The 20,195-nt window shown below is 55.3% G+C and carries 19 protein-coding genes; 9 read left to right on the top strand and 10 right to left on the bottom strand.

The window, feature by feature from the left end:
- Positions 1–79: 79 nt before the first annotated feature.
- From purK to ppiB, 4 genes are all read right to left on the bottom strand, one after another.
- Complete coding sequence (gene purK, locus LH86_RS20790) at positions 80–1,150, bottom strand: 5-(carboxyamino)imidazole ribonucleotide synthase (protein WP_039305439.1); 1,071 nt, start codon at positions 1,148–1,150, stop codon at positions 80–82.
- Positions 1,147–1,656, bottom strand: coding sequence for a 5-(carboxyamino)imidazole ribonucleotide mutase (purE, locus tag LH86_RS20785; RefSeq protein ID WP_038480306.1), 510 nt, complete (start codon positions 1,654–1,656; stop codon positions 1,147–1,149). The genes purK and purE overlap by 4 nt, the downstream gene beginning before the upstream one ends.
- Before the next feature lie 140 nt (positions 1,657–1,796).
- Positions 1,797–2,519: a UDP-2,3-diacylglucosamine diphosphatase gene (lpxH, locus tag LH86_RS20780; RefSeq protein ID WP_039305436.1), complete on the bottom strand. Its 723-nt coding sequence runs from the start codon at positions 2,517–2,519 to the stop codon at positions 1,797–1,799.
- Positions 2,519–3,013 carry a peptidylprolyl isomerase B gene (ppiB, locus tag LH86_RS20775; RefSeq protein WP_039305433.1) on the bottom strand — a complete coding sequence of 165 codons (495 nt, stop codon included), beginning with the start codon at positions 3,011–3,013 and terminating at the stop codon, positions 2,519–2,521. Before ppiB ends, lpxH begins: the two co-directional genes overlap by 1 nt.
- A 175-nt stretch (positions 3,014–3,188) precedes the next feature.
- On the opposite strand from ppiB, the gene cysS reads away from it, so the two are divergent.
- Positions 3,189–4,574, top strand: coding sequence for a cysteine--tRNA ligase (gene cysS / locus LH86_RS20770; RefSeq protein WP_039305430.1), 1,386 nt, complete (start codon positions 3,189–3,191; stop codon positions 4,572–4,574).
- Between the two features lie 81 nt (positions 4,575–4,655).
- Here the strand turns inward: cysS and ahpF are convergent, their stop codons facing one another.
- On the bottom strand, positions 4,656–6,224 hold the full coding sequence (gene ahpF, locus LH86_RS20765) for an alkyl hydroperoxide reductase subunit F (protein ID WP_008460203.1): 1,569 nt from the start codon (positions 6,222–6,224) through the stop codon (positions 4,656–4,658).
- A 76-nt stretch (positions 6,225–6,300) separates the two neighbouring features.
- Positions 6,301–6,864, bottom strand: a complete 564-nt coding sequence (ahpC, locus tag LH86_RS20760; RefSeq protein ID WP_008460202.1) for an alkyl hydroperoxide reductase subunit C — start codon at positions 6,862–6,864, stop codon at positions 6,301–6,303.
- Between the two features lie 433 nt (positions 6,865–7,297).
- Between ahpC and opgB the strand changes: the two genes are divergently transcribed.
- A complete protein-coding gene (gene opgB / locus LH86_RS20755) occupies positions 7,298–9,586 on the top strand; it encodes a phosphatidylglycerol--membrane-oligosaccharide glycerophosphotransferase (protein WP_039305426.1) in 2,289 nt (762 codons plus the stop codon).
- A 32-nt stretch (positions 9,587–9,618) separates the two neighbouring features.
- Here opgB and arsC read toward each other — a convergent pair whose 3' ends face one another.
- Together arsC and bepA are read right to left on the bottom strand one after the other, a co-directional pair.
- The gene (arsC, locus tag LH86_RS20750) at positions 9,619–9,975 is read right to left on the bottom strand and encodes an arsenate reductase (glutaredoxin) (protein WP_039305423.1); all 357 of its coding nucleotides are present in this window, start codon (positions 9,973–9,975) and stop codon (positions 9,619–9,621) included.
- An 11-nt stretch (positions 9,976–9,986) separates the two neighbouring features.
- Positions 9,987–11,450, bottom strand: coding sequence for a beta-barrel assembly-enhancing protease (gene bepA / locus LH86_RS20745; RefSeq protein WP_039305420.1), 1,464 nt, complete (start codon positions 11,448–11,450; stop codon positions 9,987–9,989).
- Positions 11,451–11,652: 202 nt separating this feature from the next.
- Here bepA and LH86_RS20740 point away from each other — a divergent pair, with 202 nt between their 5' ends.
- From LH86_RS20740 to LH86_RS20720, 5 genes are all read left to right on the top strand, one after another.
- Positions 11,653–12,729, top strand: a complete 1,077-nt coding sequence (locus LH86_RS20740) for an AI-2E family transporter (protein WP_039305416.1) — start codon at positions 11,653–11,655, stop codon at positions 12,727–12,729.
- Positions 12,730–13,055: 326 nt separating this feature from the next.
- Positions 13,056–14,468, top strand: a complete 1,413-nt coding sequence (locus LH86_RS20735; RefSeq protein ID WP_197061692.1) for an MATE family efflux transporter — start codon at positions 13,056–13,058, stop codon at positions 14,466–14,468.
- 135 nt (positions 14,469–14,603) lie between these two features.
- Positions 14,604–15,206 carry a TetR/AcrR family transcriptional regulator gene (locus LH86_RS20730; RefSeq protein ID WP_039305413.1) on the top strand — a complete coding sequence of 201 codons (603 nt, stop codon included), beginning with the start codon at positions 14,604–14,606 and terminating at the stop codon, positions 15,204–15,206.
- Between the two features lie 11 nt (positions 15,207–15,217).
- Entirely contained in the window at positions 15,218–15,979 is a 762-nt protein-coding gene (locus tag LH86_RS20725) for an SDR family oxidoreductase (protein WP_197061691.1), read from the top strand.
- A 60-nt stretch (positions 15,980–16,039) separates the two neighbouring features.
- Positions 16,040–16,906, top strand: coding sequence for an NmrA family NAD(P)-binding protein (locus LH86_RS20720; protein ID WP_039305410.1), 867 nt, complete (start codon positions 16,040–16,042; stop codon positions 16,904–16,906).
- A 79-nt stretch (positions 16,907–16,985) separates the two neighbouring features.
- On the opposite strand, the gene bcp is transcribed toward LH86_RS20720, so the two are convergent.
- Positions 16,986–17,456, bottom strand: a complete 471-nt coding sequence (bcp, locus tag LH86_RS20715; protein WP_039295873.1) for a thioredoxin-dependent thiol peroxidase — start codon at positions 17,454–17,456, stop codon at positions 16,986–16,988.
- 15 nt (positions 17,457–17,471) lie between these two features.
- Complete coding sequence (locus tag LH86_RS20710; protein ID WP_008460196.1) at positions 17,472–18,026, bottom strand: glycine cleavage system transcriptional repressor; 555 nt, start codon at positions 18,024–18,026, stop codon at positions 17,472–17,474.
- 146 nt (positions 18,027–18,172) lie between these two features.
- Here LH86_RS20710 and dapA point away from each other — a divergent pair, with 146 nt between their 5' ends.
- Entirely contained in the window at positions 18,173–19,051 is an 879-nt protein-coding gene (gene dapA, locus LH86_RS20705; protein ID WP_039305407.1) for a 4-hydroxy-tetrahydrodipicolinate synthase, read from the top strand.
- A gap of 16 nt (positions 19,052–19,067) precedes the next feature.
- Entirely contained in the window at positions 19,068–20,102 is a 1,035-nt protein-coding gene (gene bamC, locus LH86_RS20700) for an outer membrane protein assembly factor BamC (protein WP_039305404.1), read from the top strand.
- Positions 20,103–20,195: the final 93 nt, after the last annotated feature.

Here is a 20,195-nt window from a genome sequence, read left to right as displayed (position 1 = left end):
TGGTCGGGCAAAGGAAAGGGGAAGGGGGAAAATGGTCTGACCCTCTAAAGTCAAACAGAGGGTCAGACGAGGTGCGGTTTTACTTCACCAGTTTGCTCTGCGCCCAGGCAATGCCGCTGGCGTATTCGGCCGGGAGCAGGGGAACCAGGGCTTCCAGCGAGGCGCTCAGGCGGCCGGTATCGCTGTCGTTCAGGTTGAGATGCCCGACTTTGCGGCCCGGACGAACTTCTTTGTCGTACCAGTGCAGGTGCACCAGCGGGAGCTTCAGCCAGGCATAGTTCAGGTCGGTGCCGATCAGGTTCACCATCACCGACGGGGCATTAACGACAGGCTGCGGCAGCGGCAAATCCACGATGGCGCGCAGGTGCAGCTCGAACTGGCTGATTGAAGCGCCGTTTTGCGTCCAGTGCCCGCTGTTGTGTACGCGCGGGGCCAGCTCGTTGATCAGCAGGCCGGCTGGCGTGACGAAACACTCCATCGCCATCACGCCGACGTAGCCCAGCTCGTGCATGATGGCGGTGAGCATGGTTTCGGCCTGGCGCTGCTGTTCGGCGTTAGCCTGTGGGAAGGCAACGCTGGTGCGCAGAATGCCGTCCTGGTGCAGGTTGTGAGTTAGCGGGTAGAACACCGTGCTGCCGTCGTGGCCGCGCGCGCCTACCAGAGAAACTTCGCCGGAGAAGTTAATGCCCTGCTCGACGATGCATTCGCCGTAGCACTCTGCCGGCAGCTGGTCGGTTTCATCGGCACGTAAGCGCCACTGGCCGCGGCCATCGTAGCCGCCCACGCGGCGCTTCACGATAGCCAGAGAGCCCAGCTTACTGAACACGTCCTGCCATTCGTGGCTGCCGGAGAGCAACTGCCACGGCGCGGTGGCCAGGCCGAGCTTATCGAACAGCTGCTTTTGCGTCAGGCGGTCGGCGATGATCGGGAAGATATCGCGGTTAACGAAGGCGTTATGGCGCGCCAGTTCACGGGTCAGGGCGGTTTCCGGCCAGCGTTCAATCTCGGCGGTGATCACGCTCTGGGCGAACGGCACGGCTTCCGGCTCGGCGTCCAGCCCGACAGGGTAAACGGCGATGCCCAGTGGCTCACCGGCCTGGCGGAGCATGCGCCCCAGTTGGCCGTTACCTAAGACACAAACGCGTTTCATGCTTCACTCCGTGGGTCCGGATTATCGAGCACTTCGTCGGTCTGGGTTTGACGCCAGGTCGCCAGGCGCTGGCTCAGGTCTGCGTCATGCAGGGCCAGGATCTGCGCGGCCAGCAGGGCGGCGTTGGCGGCTCCGGCTTTACCGATGGCCAGCGTGCCGACCGGAATGCCGCGCGGCATCTGGACGATAGAATAAAGGCTGTCCACGCCGCTAAGAGCAGCGCTTTGGACCGGCACACCCAGCACCGGGACGAGGGTTTTCGCGGCCAGCATACCCGGCAGGTGCGCTGCGCCACCGGCTCCGGCGATGATCACCTGGTAGCCATTGGCTTCGGCCTGCTCGGCGAAGCTGAAAAGCTTATCCGGCGTGCGGTGGGCGGAGACGACTTCAACATGGTGAGGGACATTCAGGGCGGTAAGGATTTCAGCGGCGAACTGCATGGTGGCCCAGTCACTTTTGGAACCCATAACAATGGCGATACGCGCCGGGGTGTGCTCAGAAGACATGCGTCTCAAAACTCCTGTGGGTGTGCAGACATCATCGGGCGACGGGCGCCCGTATCAGAAGGGCTCAGAGAATAGCACGAACTTCCGGCAAGGAAAACGGTTGCGTGGTTAACGAATCGGCAAAAAAGTGGGCTTTTAGGTCAGAAAGGAAAATGAATCAGCTCGACGTTTTCCGGCGTGACTTTGATCATCGACCCTTCTCTATGCCACGCGCCTAACACGCAGCGGAAAGCGGGTTGCCCGTTAGCCTCAAGTTCGTGAATCGCCGGGCGATGGGTATGCCCGTGAATCAGCCATTGAACATTGTGGCGGGTGAGGGTGTCGACCACCGCCTGCGGGTTCACATCCATGATCTCCAGCGACTTCATATTATTCGCCGCCTGGCTGTCGGCGCGCATGCGGTCGGCGATACGCTGGCGAATAAACAGCGGCAGGGCAAGGTAGAGCTTCTGCAGCCACGGCTGATGAACCTTGCGGCGAAACGCCTGATAGCCTTCGTCGTCGGTACACAGCGTGTCGCCGTGCATGATCAGTATGTTGCGGCCATAAACATCGATGAGCTTTTCTTCCGGCAGCAGCGTCATGCCGCTGGCTTTGGCGTAGCGCTTGCCGAGTAAAAAGTCCCGGTTGCCGTGAATGAAATAGCAGGGAATGCCGGTATCAACCACCGCTTTAATGGCCGCGGCGATTTGCTGGTAGAGCGGCTCCGGGGCGTCGTCGCCAATCCAGGCTTCGAACAGATCGCCAAGAATGTAGAGCGCATCCGCCTGGCGGGCTTCACCGGATAAGAAACGCAGAAAACCGGCGACGATCGCCGGTTCTTCTGGGCAGAGGTGTAAATCTGCAATAAACAGCGTCGACATTATTCGCTGACGGTCACGCTTTCGATAATAACGTCTTCTTTCGGTACATCCTGGTGCATACCGCTGCGGCCGGTGGAAACGGCTTTGATATTCTCAACCACGTCCATCCCTTCGACTACTTCTGCGAACACGCAGTAGCCCCAACCCTGCAGGCTTTCGCCGCTGAAGTTCAGGAAGTCGTTGTCGGCAACGTTGATGAAGAACTGTGCGGTGGCAGAGTGCGGAGCCTGGGTACGAGCCATTGCCAGCGTACCGCGGGTGTTTTTCAGGCCGTTATTCGCTTCGTTCTGAATGGTGTCTTTGGTCGCTTTCTGCTTCATACCCGGTTCGAAACCGCCGCCCTGGATCATAAAGCCGTTGATCACACGGTGGAAAATGGTGTTGTTGTAGAAGCCTTCGCGGCAGTAGTCCAGGAAGTTTTTAACGGTAACAGGCGCTTTATCATCAAAAGTTTTGATGACAATGTCGCCGTGATTAGTGTGAAAAGTAACCATGCTTGCATCCTATGAGTGTCAGAGAGTACGGCGGCAAACGGTGCCGTCGTACCAGCACGCTGTTATAGCATAACGCTACATCATAGTCAGTAATGCAAAGCAGACTGCCGTCGGGGAAAATAATCGGGTAAGATAACCGGGAGTATTCTTCCACACGCTTACATGGAATCCCCTGATGTTAAAAATATTTAATACACTGACTCGCCAAAAAGAGGAATTCAAACCTATTCATGCCGGAAAGGTAGGCATGTACGTGTGTGGTATCACCGTTTACGATCTCTGTCACATCGGCCATGGCCGTACTTTTGTTGCGTTTGACGTGGTGGCGCGCTACCTGCGTTCCCTCGGCTATGAGCTGAACTACGTGCGTAACATCACCGACATCGACGATAAAATCATTAAGCGCGCCCATGAAAATGGCGAAGACTTTGTGGCGCTGGTCGACCGCATGGTCGTCGAAATGCACAAAGATTTCGATGCGCTGAACATTTCACGCCCGAACAGCGAGCCGCGTGCGACCAAACATATTCCGGAAATCATCGAAATTGTTGAACAGCTGCTGGCCCGCGATCACGCCTATGTGGCGGAAAACGGCGATGTGATGTTCTCGGTGCTGACCGACCCGAATTATGGCCTGCTGTCTCGCCAGGATCTGGATCAGCTCCAGGCGGGGGCGCGCGTGGACGTGGTTGACGTGAAGCGTAACCCGATGGACTTCGTGCTGTGGAAAATGTCCAAGCCAGGCGAGCCTGCATGGACTTCTCCGTGGGGCGAAGGCCGTCCGGGCTGGCATATCGAATGCTCCGCCATGAACTGCAAAGAGCTGGGCAACCACTTTGATATTCACGGCGGCGGCTCCGATCTGATGTTCCCGCACCACGAGAACGAAATCGCGCAGTCTACCTGTGCCCACGACGGCGAATACGTCAACACCTGGATGCACTCCGGGATGGTGATGGTTGACCGCGAGAAGATGTCCAAATCTCTGGGCAACTTCTTTACCGTGCGTGACGTGCTGAAGTATTACGACGCGGAAACCGTGCGTTACTTCCTGATGTCCGGCCACTACCGCAGCCAGCTCAACTACAGCGAAGAGAACCTGAAACAGGCTCGCTCTGCGCTGGAGCGCCTGTACACCTCGCTGCGCGGCACCGACAGCAATGTCGCACCAGCCGGGGGCGAAGCCTTCGAAGCCCGCTTCCGCGAAGCGATGGACGACGACTTCAACACCCCGGAAGCCTACTCCGTGCTGTTCGATATGGCTCGCGAAGTGAACCGCCTGAAAGCGGAAGATCTTGCGGCGGCAAACGGACTGGCAGCGGCGCTGCGTAAGCTCTCTGCAATTCTGGGTCTGCTGGAGCAGGATCCGGAGCAGTTCCTGCAGGGCGGCGCGCAGGCGGACGACGGCGAAGTGGCGGAAATCGAAGCGCTGATCAAGCAGCGTAACGATGCACGTCAGTCGAAAGACTGGGCGCTGGCGGACCAGGCGCGTGACCGTCTGAACGAGATGGGCATTGTGCTGGAAGACGGCGCGGGCGGCACCACCTGGCGTCGTAAGTAAGATTCAGAACGTGAAAAAGCGGCTCAATGAGCCGCTTTTTTTATGGCTGGCCGCTGTGGTGCGGCCTTATTGGCAGGTGCCTTATTCCGGGGCTGAGGTGCGAATCAGGTAATCAAACGCGCTCAGGGAGGCTTTCGCGCCTTCGCCGGTGGCGATGATGATCTGTTTGTAAGGCACGGTGGTGCAGTCGCCCGCGGCGAATACGCCTTTGACGGTGGTTTCGCATTTCGCGTCAATGATGATTTCACCCATGCGGTTGCGCTCCACGCTGCCTTCCAGCCAGGTAGTATTCGGCAGCAGGCCGATCTGCACGAAGATGCCGGCCAGGGCAACGTCATGCACGCTTTCGGTCACGCGGTCTTTATACTGCAGGCCGGTCACTTTGCTGCCGTCGCCTTTTACTTCCAGCGTCTGCGCGTTCAGCACGATGTCGACGTTTTTCAGGCTGCGCACTTTGTTCTGCAGAACCTGGTCAGCCTTCATTTCCGGAGCAAATTCCAGCAGGGTGACGTGCTCGACGATACCCGCCAGGTCAATGGCCGCTTCCACGCCGGAGTTCCCGCCGCCGATGACCGCCACACGCTTGCCTTTGAACAACGGGCCGTCGCAGTGTGGGCAGTAGGTCACGCCTTTGGTGCGGTACTGATCTTCACCCGGCACGTTCATGTTGCGCCATTTCGCGCCGGTCGCCACGATAATGCTGCGTGCTTTCAGCGTTGCGCCGGACGCAGTTTGAATTTGATGCAGGCCGCCTTCGGTTTTGGCCGGGATCAGCTTGCTTGCACTTTGGGTGTCGATCACGTCCACGTCATAGTCGTCCACGTGGGCTTTCAGGGCGCCCGCCAGCTTCTGGCCTTCGGTTTTCGGCACGGAAATGTAGTTTTCGATATCCACGGTATCCAGCACCTGGCCGCCGAAGCGTTCGCCCATCAGGCCGGTACGGATGCCTTTACGCGCCGCATAGACTGCCGCCGCCGCGCCCGCAGGGCCGCTGCCGACGATCAGTACGTCATAAGCCTCACGCTGGTTGAGTGCTTCCGCCGCGCGTTTTTCTGCGCCGGTATCAATTTTGCCCACGATTTCAGCCAGCGTCATGCGGCCCTGGCCAAACTCTTTGCCATTCAGGAACACGGCAGGCACGCCCATCACGTTGCGTGCCTGAATTTCATTCTGGTAAACGCCGCCGTCGATAGCGGTATGGGTGATGCGCGGGTTCAGCACGCTCATCAGGTTCAGCGCCTGCACAACGTCCGGGCAGTTGTGGCAGGAGAGGGAATAATAGGTTTCAAAGTGGAAGTCGCCGTCGATCTCACGGATTTGCGCCAGCAGATCCTGAGACTCTTTGGACGGGTGACCGCCGACCTGGAGCAAGGCCAGCACCAGGGAAGTGAATTCGTGGCCCAGCGGGGAGCCGGCAAAGCGCGGGCCCTGGCTTGAGCCTGGGTTAGTGATTAAAAACGACGGTTTGCGCACCGGCAGGTCGTTGTTAATGCTGAAAGAAACTTTGTCGGATAACTCAGCGATGTCAGCCAGCAGTTCTTTTACTTCAGATGATTTCGCGCCGTCGTCCAGCGTGGCAATCAACTCAACAGGTTTCGTTAGTCTCTCAAGATAGGCTTTGAGCTGGGTTTTCATTGTTGTGTCGAGCATGGTCAGTCTCCCTGGTGGCGAGAAAAAACGGCTACCTAAGTAGCCGTAAAATAAAAGAGGGTAACGCGGGTAAAACTTAGATTTTGCCGACCAGGTCCAGAGATGGAGCCAGAGTCGCTTCGCCTTCTTTCCATTTAGCCGGGCAAACTTCGCCTGGGTGAGAAGCTACGTACTGAGCCGCTTTCACTTTACGCAGCAGGTCAGAAGCGTCACGGCCAATGCCTTCGGCGGTCACTTCGATAGCCTGGATGATGCCCTGTGGGTCAACTACGAAGGTAGCGCGGTCTGCCAGACCTTCATCTTCACGCATGTTTTCGAAGTTACGAGTCAGCGCGCCAGTTGGGTCGCCGATCATCGCGTATTTGATTTTAGCGATGGTTTCAGAGCTGCCGTGCCACGCTTTGTGGGTGAAGTGGGTGTCGGTAGAAACGGAATACACGTCTACGCCCAGTTTCTGCAGTTCTTCGTAATGGTCAGCCACGTCGCCCAGTTCGGTCGGGCAAACGAAAGTAAAGTCAGCCGGGTAGAAGAAGAAAACGCTCCAGCGGCCTTCGGTATCTTTTTCCGTAACTTCAACGAATTCGCCGTTTTTAAAAGCCTGGTTTTTGAATGGTTTGATTTTGGTATTAATTAAAGACATCTAAACTTCCTCCGTTTTGCGATGGGAGAAAGGTACCGAATTTTGAGCTGCGTCACTAATGGGTAGGCTTTATTGAATCAAGAGGTATTTCCTAACAGCTATGCGGCGGGCATAAAAAAGGCCACCCGTTGCGGGGGTGGCCGGTGTTGCGCGTTACAATTCCACTTTAAAAAATTATAACAGCGGCGAAATTACAGCACTTTAGCGTTAAAAAGGTCAATTCCCCGGTTCGTTGTAGTAGCGATGGTTGTAATCGTTGAAAACTATTAAAGGCCATCAGTCCTAAAATTCGCGGGATATTCTGAAAAGTCGAGGTGGTGAGCAAAGTAATGTCAGGGGAATTGCAGCTATATGACGGTAAGGTTAAATTACCGGCTGTTATTTTTCCGCATAAATAATCGCGCCAGGCTGCGCGAGAGTTGAGGTATTGGCGTTGTCCGAATTGCTTTCTCTGGTGCTATTTTTGGCGGCTATTGCCGTGTACGCGGTTAAGGCCGGTCGAAATATCTGGTGGCTGTCGGTCATCTTACTGATGCTCGGCCTGTTTATCGTGCTCAACGTGACGTTGCTGGCCAGTAATTATTTTACCGGCGAAGGCATTAACGATGCGGTGCTCTATACGCTCACCAGCAGCATGACCGGCGCGGGCGTCGGCAAATACATTCTGCCAGGGCTGGGCCTCGCCGTCGGGTTGATTGCCATTTTTGGCGGTCTGACCTGGATTTTACGCCGGAAGAACCATCCTCATCATTTGGGCTACAGTGCCCTGGCGCTGTTTCTGGCCCTGTTTTCAATCAAAACAACGCCTGCTTATCAGCAAGTGGTGTCGCTGATTAAATCCCAGACCCGCACCGGCACGTCTGACTTTGCCGACTGGTATAAAATGCCGGAAGGCACCATTAAACAGCCGAAGCTCAACCTGGTGTATATCTACGGCGAAAGTCTGGAACGCACCTATTTTGATGAGCAGACTTTTCCCGGCTTAGCGCCCGAGCTGAACGCTCTGAAAAGCCAGTCGATCGATTTTAGCCATACCGGGCAGATGGCGGGGATGGACTACACCATTGCTGGCATTGTCGCCTCGCAGTGCGGGATCCCGCTGTTTGCGCCTTTCGAGGGGAACTCCTCGGCGTCGATGTCGAGCTTCTTCCCGAAAAACATCTGCCTCGGCGATATTCTTAAGGCATCCGGCTATCAAAACTACTTTATCCAGGGTGCAGACCTGCGCTTTGCGGGTAAAGACATTTTCCTGCAGTCCCACGGCTTCGAGCATATGTACGGCGCGCAGGAACTGAAAGGAATGGTGGCTGACCCGAATTACAAGAATAACTGGGGCTTTTACGACGATACGGTGCTGGACGAAGCTTATGACAAGTTTATCGAGCTTTCTAAGGCCGGAAAGCGTTTCTCGCTGTTTACCCTGACGGTAGATACCCATCACCCGGATGGCTTTATCTCGCGAACCTGTAACCGCCGCAGCTACAGCTACGACGGCAAAGAAAACCGATCTTTCAGTGCCGTTTCCTGCAGCCAGGAACATATCGCGGCGTTGATAGATAAAATCAAAGCCTCGCCTTATTTCCGTAACACGGTGATCGTGGTCTCTTCCGATCACCTGGCGATGAACAATACGGCATATAAATACCTCACCAAGCAAGACAGGCAGAACCTCTTCTTTGTGATCCGCGGCGACAAACCGCAGGCGGAAATAAAAGCCGTGAAGCGCAATACGATGGATAACGGCGCGACGGTGCTGGATATCCTCGGCGGCGGGAATTACATCGGCCTGGGGCGGAGCAGTCTCTCGGGCGAGTCGCTGTCGATGGTCTTTACCAACCTGAAAGAGAAGGTTACCGAGTGGAAGCCGGACGTGATCGATCTGTGGAACTTCCCGAAAACCATCAGTCGCTACAGCATCGATCAGAAGAAGAACACGTTCAGCTATTCAGGGGCGCACTTCAAGCTGCCGCTGCTGCTGAAAATCGGCAAAGGCAAAATTGAACCGCTGCCGGAAAGCGAGTACTCCGCGCCGCTGCGCTATCAGTTGGCGGATTTTAAAAGCGATGACCGGTTTATCTGGGCTGACCGCTGCTACAAAATGGCGCGCCTGTGGGAGCCGCAGCTCGCGCTTTCTACCGGGCTGTGCGTAGCCCAGGGCCAGCTTGGCGGGGAGCCAACGGTGCGGCTGGTGGACAAACCGCTGGATGAATACAACGTGCAGTTTGACGAGCAAACGCTGAGTAACGAGCGTTTCAAAAATAATGTGACTCTGTTGAAGGCGGACGAGAACAGCATTCGCTACCAGGCGGACAGCTTTATCTTTAACGTAGCCGGGGCGCCGCAGAGCGTGAAGCAGTTCAGCGGCATTTCGCGGCCGGAAGCCTGGGGCCGCTGGTCGAACGCCAACATGGCGCCCGTGGTGACCATTGAGTATCAGGATCCGCTGCCGACCACGTTTGATCTGGTGCTGGTGGCCAAAGCCTTTGGGCCAAACGTCGGCGAGCCGGTTTCGGTGAAGGTCGGTGATGAAGAGCAAACCATTACTTTTGGCGACCAGCTTTCTACCATCACGCTACGTTTTGATAACCCGGCTGGTAGCAAAGTGCTGACTATTGCGCCGCCGAAGCCGCAGCTGTCCAACGAAGGCAATATTCTGGGGCATGAGCCGCGTAAGATTGGCGTGGGGTTGGCAGAGCTGAAAATTGTGCCGGTGAGTGGCTAACCCGTTCCCGGAGAGGGAACGGGCGGGGCAGGTCAGAGAATCTCGAGCACCTGTTCCGGCGGGCGGCCAATGCGGGCTTTGCCGTTGGCCAGCACGATTGGGCGCTCGATAAGTTTCGGGTGCTCAATCATCGCTTGAATAAGCGCTTCTTCGCTGAGGCTGGCGTCGTCCAGCTTCAATTCTTTGTACTGGTCTTCTTTGCGGCGCATCAGTTCCCGGGCGCTGGTAAAGCCCAGTTTCTTCAGCAGCGATTTGACGGTGGCTGCGTCCGGCGGCGTTTCCAGGTAGAGCACCACTTCTGGCTCGACACCCTTTGCCTTCAGCAGGTTCAGCGTTTCACGGCTCTTGGAGCAGCGTGGGTTGTGATAAATTTCGACCTTCGTGGACATACGGACTCCTGTTACATCTTCATATAAGGTTTAAAGCGCTGCTGCAGCTGGCGCAATTGATCGATCCGGGCGTCGTACCTGGCCTGCTGCAGACTGCCGAGTTTCACCTGCGAACTGGCGCTGCTGAGCATTGAAATAGCCTGATCCAGGCGACCATTGAGGGCCATGACTTCTGCGCGCGCCGCTAGCTCCTGATCGCGGTTGCCAAGTTTCCCCTGTGCCTGCGCCAGTAAATCCCAGCCGTTGGTGTCGTCAGGGTGGGCGAACGTGTAGCGATTAAGCTGCGTCGCTGCCTCGGCGGTCTGCCCGCCTTCAAGGTAAGCGTTGGCGAGGTTCAGCTGCAGCACCGGGTTATTCTTCAGGTCCGGGGCGTTTTTCAGCCGGTTGATCGCGTCGTTGGCTTTGTGCTGGCCGAGATCGATATCGGTGGCCAGATCGAGATACCACGGGTTGCCCGGCTGGGCGCTAATCAATGGCTGCAGCGCTTTTCTGGCCTCGTCGTATTTATCCGCCTGCAAAGCCTGCAGCGCACGGCCATATTGCGCCGCGTTTTGCTCGCGCACGTTGCCTTTTGACCAGGCGTTCAGCAGGTCCGGGGTTAGCTGATTGCGGCCCGAGTTATACATCCCCAGGGTGCGAACCTTTGCCATGTAGAAACTTTCAGAGGACTGAACAACCACCGGACGCATTTGGTTGGCGCGGTTGCGGGCATCCGCGAGGCGGCTTTCCGGCAGCGGGTGAGTCAGCAGAATTTCCGGTGGGCGAGAGGAGTAGCGGGCCTGATCGAGCAGTTTTTCCAGGAAGCCAGGCATCGCCTGAGGATCAAAGCCCGAGCGTTGCAGTACCTGAATACCGATGCGGTCGGCTTCCTGCTCATTTTGCTGCGTAAAGCTGATCATGCCTTGTTGCGTCCCGGCCAGCGTCCCGGACAGGGCGGCCATCCCGGCCTGCGGGCTGGCCATTGCCAGCAAAATTGAGCCTAAGGCTCCCACCCAGGTCAGCGGTGCATTTTTCTTTTGATCTTCCATCGCACGCGCCAGGTGGCGCTGGGTAACGTGGGAGATTTCGTGGGCCATAACAGAAGCCAGCTGGCTTTCCGTATCGGCATAACGGAACAGCGCGGAGTGCAGCACCACATTGCCGCCAAAGAAGGCGAAGGCGTTGATTTCGTCGTTGTTGATCAGGAAGAAATGGAACGGGGTCTTCACCGAATTGGCGTGGCTAACCAGCCTCATGCCCAGGGAGTTGATGTACTGCGTCAGCAGCGGATCGTTAATCAGCGGGGCGCTACCGCGTAGCTGGCGGACGTAAAAATCGCCCATCTGCATTTCTTGCGCGATAGACAGTGTGCTGCCCGCGGATGTTCCCATATCTGGGAGTTGGTCAGTCACATCCGCGCGCGCTGGCAGTAGGGTTCCTACCAGCAGCGAGGCCGTAAGTGTTGCAATCAGGGTCTTTTTCAACTGCCTAACCATAACTACTGTCCCGTTTAGTCGTTGTCAGATTTTGACACGATGAGTACAAGTTTGTTCGCTTAAAGAAGTGTACTGTAGGGCGTTGAAGCTGCGAAGATTTTATTTGGTGGATTCTCCTTTGTAATCCGCCGTAAAAAGCAAAGTCTTTGCGGTGACATTTCGATACAATTCGGCATCAAAAAAAACTTCACGGAAGGGATGTATGCTCGACATGTTGTTGCAGTGGTATCGCCGTCGCTTCAGCGACCCGGAGGCGATTGCCCTGTTGGTTATTCTGGTGGCGGGTTTTTGCATCCTGTTCTTCCTGCACGGTCTTTTAGCTCCGCTGCTGGTTGCCATCGTTCTGGCCTATTTGCTTGAGTGGCCTACGGTGCGCCTCGAACGTATTGGCTGTTCCCGAACGTGGGCTACCACTATCGTGCTGGTGCTGTTTGTCGGCATTTTGCTGCTGATGGTGCTGTTTGTGGCGCCCGTCGCCTGGCAGCAGGGCATCAACCTGATTCGCGATATGCCAGGGATGCTCAACAAGCTCTCTGATTTTGCCGCCACGCTGCCGAAGCGTTATCCGGCGCTGGTGGATGCGGGCATTATTGATGCCATGGCGGAAAACGTTCGTGGACGGCTCTCAGGCATGGGCGACCAGGTGGTGAAATTCTCGCTGGCGTCGCTGGTTGGGCTGCTGACGCTGGCTATCTACCTGATCCTGGTGCCGCTGATGGTGTTCTTCCTCGTGAAGGACAAAGAGCAGATGCTGAATGCTGTGCGCCGTGTTTTGCCGCGTAACCGCGGTCTGGCCGGGCAGGTCTGGCTGGAGATGAACCAGCAAATCACCAACTATATTCGCGGTAAAGTGCTGGAGATGATCGTCGTGGGCGTGGCGACCTACATCGGCTTTATTGTCTTCGGGCTGAATTACTCGCTGTTGCTGGCGGTGCTGGTTGGCTTCTCGGTGCTGATTCCTTACATCGGCGCGTTTGTGGTCACTATTCCGGTGATTTGCGTGGCGCTGTTCCAGTTTGGCCTGGGCACCGAGTTCTGGACGCTGTTTGGCGTGTACCTGATTATTCAGGCGCTGGACGGCAACCTGCTGGTACCGGTGCTGTTCTCGGAGGCGGTGAACCTGCATCCGCTGGTGATTATTTTGTCGGTGGTGATTTTCGGCGGGCTGTGGGGATTCTGGGGCGTGTTCTTTGCTATCCCGCTGGCCACGCTGATTAAAGCCGTGGTTCACGCCTGGCCGGATGCTTCAGCGGTGGATGACGCGGCGAGCCGGGAATAGCGATCAGGGATTGGCGGCGGTGGTTAGATATCAACCGCCGCCGGTCGCGCCTTCCTGTCAGGCAGCCCCTTTCTGCCTGATATTTTACTGCATGACCCTTCTGCAACTTCAAAAACTCCCACGCACTGTTCGAGTTCAGTTCCTGCCTACGGCGGCGACTACACGAAGGTGTCTGTAATCTTCCCCTGGAAAATGATCGATGGACTATTTGTTTCGATCCCTCTTGTATTCCGTTTTTTTGCTGCATAGTATTATGATCATAATATAATAGTTATTAAGGCGACGCGACCGTGACAGGGTTAATGAGCGGCAGCAGAGAGGGCAACATGAAGATTCAGAACGATCGTGAGGATGCCAAACGGCACATGCGGGAACAAATGCTGAGCGGGCCAGTCTTTTCAACAATGATGCGCCTTGCTCTCCCCACCGTTGCTGTGCTGGCGGCACAAACGCTGGTCAACGTGGCTGAGACCTATTATGTCTCTTTCCTCGGGACGCCTGCTTTGGTTGGTGTGTCGATGGTGTTTCCCCTGTGGATGTTAATGACAATGATGGCTGCCGGGGGCATTGGAGGAGGGGTGGCTTCTGCGGTTGCACGGGCAACTGGTGCCGGCAGGCATGATGATGTGAATGCCCTGATCCTGCATGCGGTCGTGGTGGCAGTGGCCTTTGGCCTGCTTTTTTCTGCGATCGTTATCGGCTTTGGGCCGGTGCTTTATGCCGCTCTCGGTGGGTCCGGCGACGCGCTTCATGCCGCACAGACATACTCAATATTTGTTTTTATTGCGGCGGTACCGATTTGGATAGTTAACCTGCTTTCCGCCGTTCTCAGGGGCGTCGGGAATGTGAAAGTGCCAGCCCTGGTGACGTTTATCGGCGCTATTGTGCTGGTCCCTCTCTCGCCGCTGTTTATTTTCGGGCTTGGCCCGATCAAAGGTCTTGGCATCGCGGGGGCCGGTGTAGCCGTTAGTCTCTATTACTGGCTGGCTGCCCTGGCACTGCTGCGCTATATGGCCAGCGGGCGTTCCGGGCTCCGTTTGAGGCTCTCTCCTCTGCGTGGCCGGTTATTCGGCGACATTCTCAAGGTGGGCGTGCTGGCCGCGCTTGGGACACTGCAACTGAATGTCATGGTTCTGCTGGTGACCGGCGCTGTCGGGCGGTTTGGCCTCGATGCTATCGGCGGTTATGGCACAGCATCCCGACTGGACTACGTTCTTATCCCAGTTTTATTCGCAATGGGAACCGCGATCCTCACTATGGTCGGGACGAACGTGGGGGCAGGTCAGATTGCCCGAGCCAGAAAAATTGCGTGGGTTGGGGTGGCGGTAAGCGTCACGATTGTCGAAGTCATTGGTTTAATGGTAGCTCTTTTCCCGGCGCTGTGGATGGGGCTGTTCACCCACGATCCGGCAATTATGAAAACGGGTTCGCTCTATCTGGAAATTGTTGCCCCATTCTATGCTGCGAGTGGGATCGTTTTCGCGCTGAGCTTTGCCGCGCAGGGAAGTGGCTATATGTGGCGTATTTTCCTGGCCGGTACGGCGCGCTTGCTGATTGCAGCCGGTGGTGGGTGGCTGGCCGTCACGTATTTCCATCTCTCTTTGGCGGGGGTGTTCTCGATTGTTGCACTGGCCATTGTGGTTTCAGCGGTGATTTGCGTAATGACCGAGTTGTCTGGTGCCATGTGGCCGCGAGTCTCTGACAGTACGTCAGCCACCGCCAACGCGGTTCAGAGCTGAGATTTTTGCCGGTTTTCTCCCTTTTGCAGGATAACGAATAACCCGACATCAAAAGAGATGTTAGCTGTGCGACGACCGGTTATATTATAAATATAATTTAATGCTGACTAAGCACGCTAAAAAGAGGGCAATTTCATGCGTTATGCAAAAGGGCATAAAGAGGAAACGCACAAGCACATTGTTAAGGTTGCTTCACAACGTTTCCGTGAGGAAGGCATTGAAAAAGTTGGCGTCGCTTCATTGATGGAGCATGCAGGGCTGACCGTTGGTGGATTTTATAGTCACTTCAAATCCAAAGAAGAGTTGATTCAGGAAGCGGTGGGTATTGCGGCAGATGAAACTTTTTGCCGCATTTTTGCGGAGGGGGACGGCAGTTCGCCGGTCAGTCTGGAGCATATTTTGTCGCGCTACCTGAGTCCAGGACATCGCGATAATCCCGACAAGGGATGTGTGTTCGCCTCGCTTGCATCGGAATTGAAAAATCGACCGGAAGACACCCGGTCAATGATAACGAGAAAAACGCTCAGCTTTATTGAGCGTATCGCTGACTGTCTGCCGGTTGAGGCCGGGGCTGAGGCCCGAATGAGAGTCGCTGCTGCTGTTTGGGCGGTCATGGTCGGCACGCTTCAGCTTTCTCGTATTGTTACCGATGAGGCTTTGTCTACGCAGTTGCTCAAGGATGGCATTTCCAATGCGTTAAGGCTTGCCTCTGAAATAGAAACGAAGCGTACAGGATAAATTCTGCGCGCATGAAAACATCACCAGACGGTGAATTAACCCAAAAGGTCATTGATATGAATATTCAAGGCAAAACAGTTTTCGTTACCGGGGCAAACCGGGGGATTGGCGCTGAATTGGTGAGTGCATTTCTCAGGCACGGAGCAGGTAAGGTTTATGCTGGTGCTCGCGATCCTCAAGCGCTGCGGGATTATGGCGACGATCGTGTGGTTGCTGTGCAGCTGGATGTGACGAAGTCGGAGAGTGTTCAGGCTGCGGCTCAGAAAATCGGTGAGCTTGATATTTTGGTTAATAACGCCGGGGTGATGAATGACAATACGATTTTGACGGCGACTTTTGCCGAGTTGATGACTGATATGGATGTCAACTACTACGGTACGGTGCGGGTTCTTCAAGCTTTTGCGCCGCTTATGGGCAAAAAAGAGGTGGGCGTGATTGCCAATGTGCTGAGCGTGCTGGCGCTGGCGCCTATGTCCCAAACTGCGGGGTATTCCGCCTCTAAGGCCGCACTGCTTTCAGCAACTCAGGCCGCGCGCGCTATATTGAAATCCCAGAATATTAGCGTGGTGGGTATCTTCCCTGGCCCTATTGATACCGATATGGCGTCCGATCGGCACGCGGAAAAAACATCGCCAACCGTTGCCGCAGAAGAGATTGTGAAAGGCCTGCTTGAAGACCGAGAAGATATTTATCCCGATCCTGTTTCGGTGCAGGTTTCTCGCTTTTGGGAAAGCAATCCTAAGGGGCTGGAGCACCATTTCGCCACCCTGTAATCAGGGCTGTACCTGTCTGGTTTACCGGGCAAAGCGCCTGGACTTTTCGGAAAATAAACAATGAACACCTTTTTGGTTACCGCTGCGGCAGGTGATACGGGATCCCCTACGGTAAAATTCCTGCTTGAAAAGGGCCATAAAGTTCGGGCTTTGGTTCGCCGTGAGGATGAGCGTGCCGCTAAATTACGTGCGTCAGGGTCTGAAGTCGTGGTCGCTGATATGCTCCAGCTTCGGCAAATGCGCCAGGCGCTGGAAGGCGTGACAGCAGCCTATTTTTGTTACCCTTTAGCTGAGGGGCTTGTCGAGGCGACGGCAATTTTTGCCCAGGCAGCAAAAGAGGCAAAAATTAAACTGGTCGTTAATATGTCTCAGAAGCAGTCGCGACCTGATGCCACGAGCCCTCAAACCCTCAAACACTGGATTGCGGAACAGGTATTAGACTGGTCAGGCATTCCGACGGCTCATCTCCGGGTCACTCTTTTTGCCGAGTGGCTATTATATTCTGCCCATTTAATCCGCGGCGGCCGCTATGTGACGCCGTTTGATCCGGACAGCCGTTTTGCCCCCATCGCGGCTGCAGATATTGCCCGCGTTGTCGCCAGTATGCTGATTGAACCCGAAAAGCATGCTGGAAAAATTCATTCACTTCATGGGCCTGTAGAATACAGCCATGTTGAAATAGCGCAGGTATTGGCAGATACCTTAGGCAAGGATATTCAATTTGAACATGCTTCGGTTGATGAATTCTTAACGCAGCTCGGCATACCCGAGAATGATTTTCTGCGTTTGCATTTCCTGGCTATCAAACAGGATCAGCGCGAGAGATTGCTTGAGGGGCTGGATGACGTGGGGACAGAAATTATTGGGCAACCTTTAACGACTTTACCCCAATTCATTGAACAGCATTATGACCTTCTTGCTTCATAACGGAGAAAGTCACTGCCTTACGAAGCGGAAAACTCGATAAGAAAAAAGCCGACGGAGATGTCGGCTTTTTTATCTGTTCTTAGGCGTTTTCGGTCAGCCAGTTCACAACGATATCGTGGTGGTTGCTGGTTTTGAAATCGTCAAACACCTTTTCCACTTTACCGTCGCCGTCCAGCAGGAAGCTGATACGGTGAATGCCGTCATAGGTTTTGCCCATAAAAGATTTCTCGCCCCACACGCCAAACTGACTGCAAACCTGGTGGTCTTCATCAGAAAGCAGGGTGAAGTTAAGCAGCTCTTTCTCGGCAAAACGGGAAAGTTTTTCCGGCTTGTCGGTGCTGATGCCCAGCACTTCCACGCCACGCTTTTTCAACTCATCCATGTTGTCGCGCAAACCACATGCCTGCACGGTGCAGCCTGGTGTCATCGCTTTTGGATAGAAATAAACCAGAACTCTCTGTCCCTGGAAGTCGGTTAAATTTACTTGCTCGCCGTCCTGATCGGGCAAGCTAAATTTCGGTGCAATATCACCGGCTTTCAGTGGGCTCATCACTACTCTCCGTCTTTAATCATCTTGCTGTGGGTTAACCACGTTAATAGTGCCTTCTGCTTTCAATTCTGTACATAGGGCTTTAAACGCTTGCTCGATAATTGTCGCATCCTGTGAACCGGGACTGTGGGCGGTTATCTGAATATACAGGCGCGGTCCCACGCCGTTTTCCGCAGGCTGAGTGCGGGAAACAAGCTCGGCAATGTTCATTTGATGGGTATCAAACAGGTGGGTGAATCGCTCAATCAGGTGCGGCGAGTCCGCCACTTCAACCTGCACCCAAACCGTGGCCGGCGTGGCCGGTCTTTCTTGTGCGGTTGTGCGTTTCATCACAATTAACAGATCGAGCTCAGCGCCCTTCAGCGGCAGGGTGGATTCGATCAGGGTTATCGCGTTCCAGGTGCCGGAAAGCAGCATGATAAAGGTGAACTCTTCACCCAGCATCGCCAGACGGCTGTCTTCGATATTACAGCCGCAGCTGCTTACGTGACGTGTGATGGTATTGACGATACCTGGACGGTCCGCCCCCAGGGCTGTGATAACCAAATAATGGTGTGATGAGGGTGTCAAACGTGTTCTTCCTGTCAATCGGTGAGATTCACATTAGGAAAGCATAAAAAAAGTATGCTGCCAACCGCTTAGCGCCTTCTGGCGGCTTGCTTTTGCTATGGCACCAAACGTAACATTGGAGAACATGTTTGCACAGAGGGTGGCTAATGTTTACGGGAAGTGTTGTCGCGATAATTACGCCGATGGATGAGAAAGGTAATGTCTGCCGGTCCAGCCTGAAAAAACTGATTGATTACCATGTCGCCAGCGGAACATCGGCGATTGTCTCGGTAGGGACTACCGGCGAATCGGCTACCTTAAGCCACGACGAACACGTCGACGTAGTGAAGCTTACCGTAGAACTGGCGGACGGGCGTATCCCGATCATTGCCGGTACCGGGGCTAACGCCACTTCCGAAGCGATTTCCCTGACGCATCACCTGCAGGACAGCGGCATTGTGGGCTGTCTGACGGTCACCCCTTATTACAACCGTCCTACTCAGGAAGGGCTGTTCCTGCACTTTAAAGCGATTGCTGAAAGCACCCATCTGCCGCAGATGCTGTATAACGTGCCGTCGCGTACCGGCTGTGACATGCTGCCTGAAACCGTTGGCCGTCTGGCGAAAATCAAAAATATTATCGGTATCAAAGAAGCCACCGGGAACTTAAGCCGCGTAAACCAGATCAAAGAGCTGGTTGAAGATGACTTCATCCTGGTGAGCGGTGATGACGCCAGCGCGCTGGACTTCATTCAGCTTGGTGGTCACGGTGTGATTTCCGTGACGGCAAACGTAGCCGCGCGTGAAATGGCAGAAATGTGTAAACTTGCCACCTCAGGGCAATTTGCACAGGCTCGCGAAATTAACCAGCGTCTGATGCCGCTGCACCATAAATTGTTTGTAGAACCTAACCCTATTCCGGTGAAATGGGCCGCGAGGGAGTTGGGTCTTGTGGCAACCGATACCTTACGCCTGCCGATGACGCCGCTGACCGACGCCAGTCGCCCGGTGATTATCAGCGCGCTTAAGCATGCCGGTCTGCTGTAAAGCTTAGGGAGATTTGATGGCTTACTCAGTACAGAAGTCGACGGTGGCAAAAGTTGCTGTTGTTTCGCTCGCCATGCTGTTAGCGGCGTGCAGTTCCGATCAGCGTTACAAGCGCCAGGTTAGCGGCGATGAGTCCTACCTGGATGCGACCCCACTTGCGGAAATCCACTCTCCGGCCGGGATGATCCTGCCGATTCAGAATGGCGACTACAACATTCCGGTCACCAACGGCAGCGGTGCTGTAGGCAAGCAGCTGGATATTCGTCCACCGGCGCAGGCGCTGGCATTGGTAAATGGGGCTCGTACTCAGTTCACCGGTGACACCGCTACGCTGCAGGTTGAAGCTAACAAGGCAAGCGGCCTGTGGCCTCAGGTGGTCAGTATCCTGCAAGCCGGGAACTACGCTATTGCGCAACGTAACGATGCCAGCCAGACCCTGACGACCGACTGGGTTCAGTGGAACCGCGCTGACGAAGACGTCCAGTATCGTGGTCGCTACCAGATTAGCGTGCAGCCTCAGGGCTACCAGCAGTCAGTCGTCGTTAAACTGCTGAACCTGGAGCAGGGCGGCAAGCCGGTGGCGGATGCTTCATCTCTGCAGCGCTACAGTGCGCAAATGCTGAACATCATCAGTGCCGGTCTCGATAAGTCTGAAACGACCCGCCAGAATGCGCAGGACAACCGCAGCGCAGCACAGCTTGACGTGCAGAGCGCAGCGGATGATACCGGGCTGCCAATGCTGGTCGTTCGCGCGCCGTTCAACGTGGTGTGGAACCGCCTGCCGGCCGCGCTTGAAAAAGCGGGCATGAAAGTCACCGATACTACCCGTTCTCAGGGCAATATCTCGGTGACCTATAAAGCGCTGTCTGACAGCAGCTGGAGTGACCTGGGTGCGAAAGATCCAGGGTTAACCAACGGCGACTATAAGCTGCAGGTTGGCGACCTCGATAACCGCAGCAGCCTGCAGTTCATCGATCCGAAAGGGCACCCGCTGACGCAGTCTCAGAACGATGCGCTGGTCGCTGTCTTCCAGGCAGCATTCAGCAAGTAACACAGCAGGGCCGGTTAATTCCGGCCCTTCTTATTTAGGCCTATGTAGATACCCTAAATAATTCGAGCTGCAGGAAGGCGGTAAGCCTGGAAA

Origin of the sequence: Cedecea neteri (genome assembly GCF_000758325.1) — a bacterium.
GTDB lineage: Bacteria > Pseudomonadota > Gammaproteobacteria > Enterobacterales > Enterobacteriaceae > Cedecea > Cedecea neteri_B.
Note: the sequence above shows the minus strand (reverse complement) of the source record. Positions and strands in the feature narration are given on the sequence as shown.

Coding starts and splice junctions, on each gene's coding strand:
- ahpC (WP_008460202.1), bottom strand. CDS start 6,864: ATGTCTTTAATTAATACCAAAATCAAACCATTCAAAAACCAGGCTTTT.
- purK (WP_039305439.1), bottom strand. CDS start 1,150: ATGAAACGCGTTTGTGTCTTAGGTAACGGCCAACTGGGGCGCATGCTC.
- cysS (WP_039305430.1), top strand. CDS start 3,189: ATGTTAAAAATATTTAATACACTGACTCGCCAAAAAGAGGAATTCAAA.
- LH86_RS20725 (WP_197061691.1), top strand. CDS start 15,218: ATGAAAACATCACCAGACGGTGAATTAACCCAAAAGGTCATTGATATG.
- ppiB (WP_039305433.1), bottom strand. CDS start 3,013: ATGGTTACTTTTCACACTAATCACGGCGACATTGTCATCAAAACTTTT.
- dapA (WP_039305407.1), top strand. CDS start 18,173: ATGTTTACGGGAAGTGTTGTCGCGATAATTACGCCGATGGATGAGAAA.
- bamC (WP_039305404.1), top strand. CDS start 19,068: ATGGCTTACTCAGTACAGAAGTCGACGGTGGCAAAAGTTGCTGTTGTT.
- purE (WP_038480306.1), bottom strand. CDS start 1,656: ATGTCTTCTGAGCACACCCCGGCGCGTATCGCCATTGTTATGGGTTCC.
- LH86_RS20730 (WP_039305413.1), top strand. CDS start 14,604: ATGCGTTATGCAAAAGGGCATAAAGAGGAAACGCACAAGCACATTGTT.
- bcp (WP_039295873.1), bottom strand. CDS start 17,456: ATGAGCCCACTGAAAGCCGGTGATATTGCACCGAAATTTAGCTTGCCC.
- LH86_RS20740 (WP_039305416.1), top strand. CDS start 11,653: ATGCTCGACATGTTGTTGCAGTGGTATCGCCGTCGCTTCAGCGACCCG.
- LH86_RS20735 (WP_197061692.1), top strand. CDS start 13,056: ATGAAGATTCAGAACGATCGTGAGGATGCCAAACGGCACATGCGGGAA.
- ahpF (WP_008460203.1), bottom strand. CDS start 6,224: ATGCTCGACACAACAATGAAAACCCAGCTCAAAGCCTATCTTGAGAGA.
- arsC (WP_039305423.1), bottom strand. CDS start 9,975: ATGTCCACGAAGGTCGAAATTTATCACAACCCACGCTGCTCCAAGAGC.
- lpxH (WP_039305436.1), bottom strand. CDS start 2,519: ATGTCGACGCTGTTTATTGCAGATTTACACCTCTGCCCAGAAGAACCG.
- LH86_RS20720 (WP_039305410.1), top strand. CDS start 16,040: ATGAACACCTTTTTGGTTACCGCTGCGGCAGGTGATACGGGATCCCCT.
- bepA (WP_039305420.1), bottom strand. CDS start 11,450: ATGGTTAGGCAGTTGAAAAAGACCCTGATTGCAACACTTACGGCCTCG.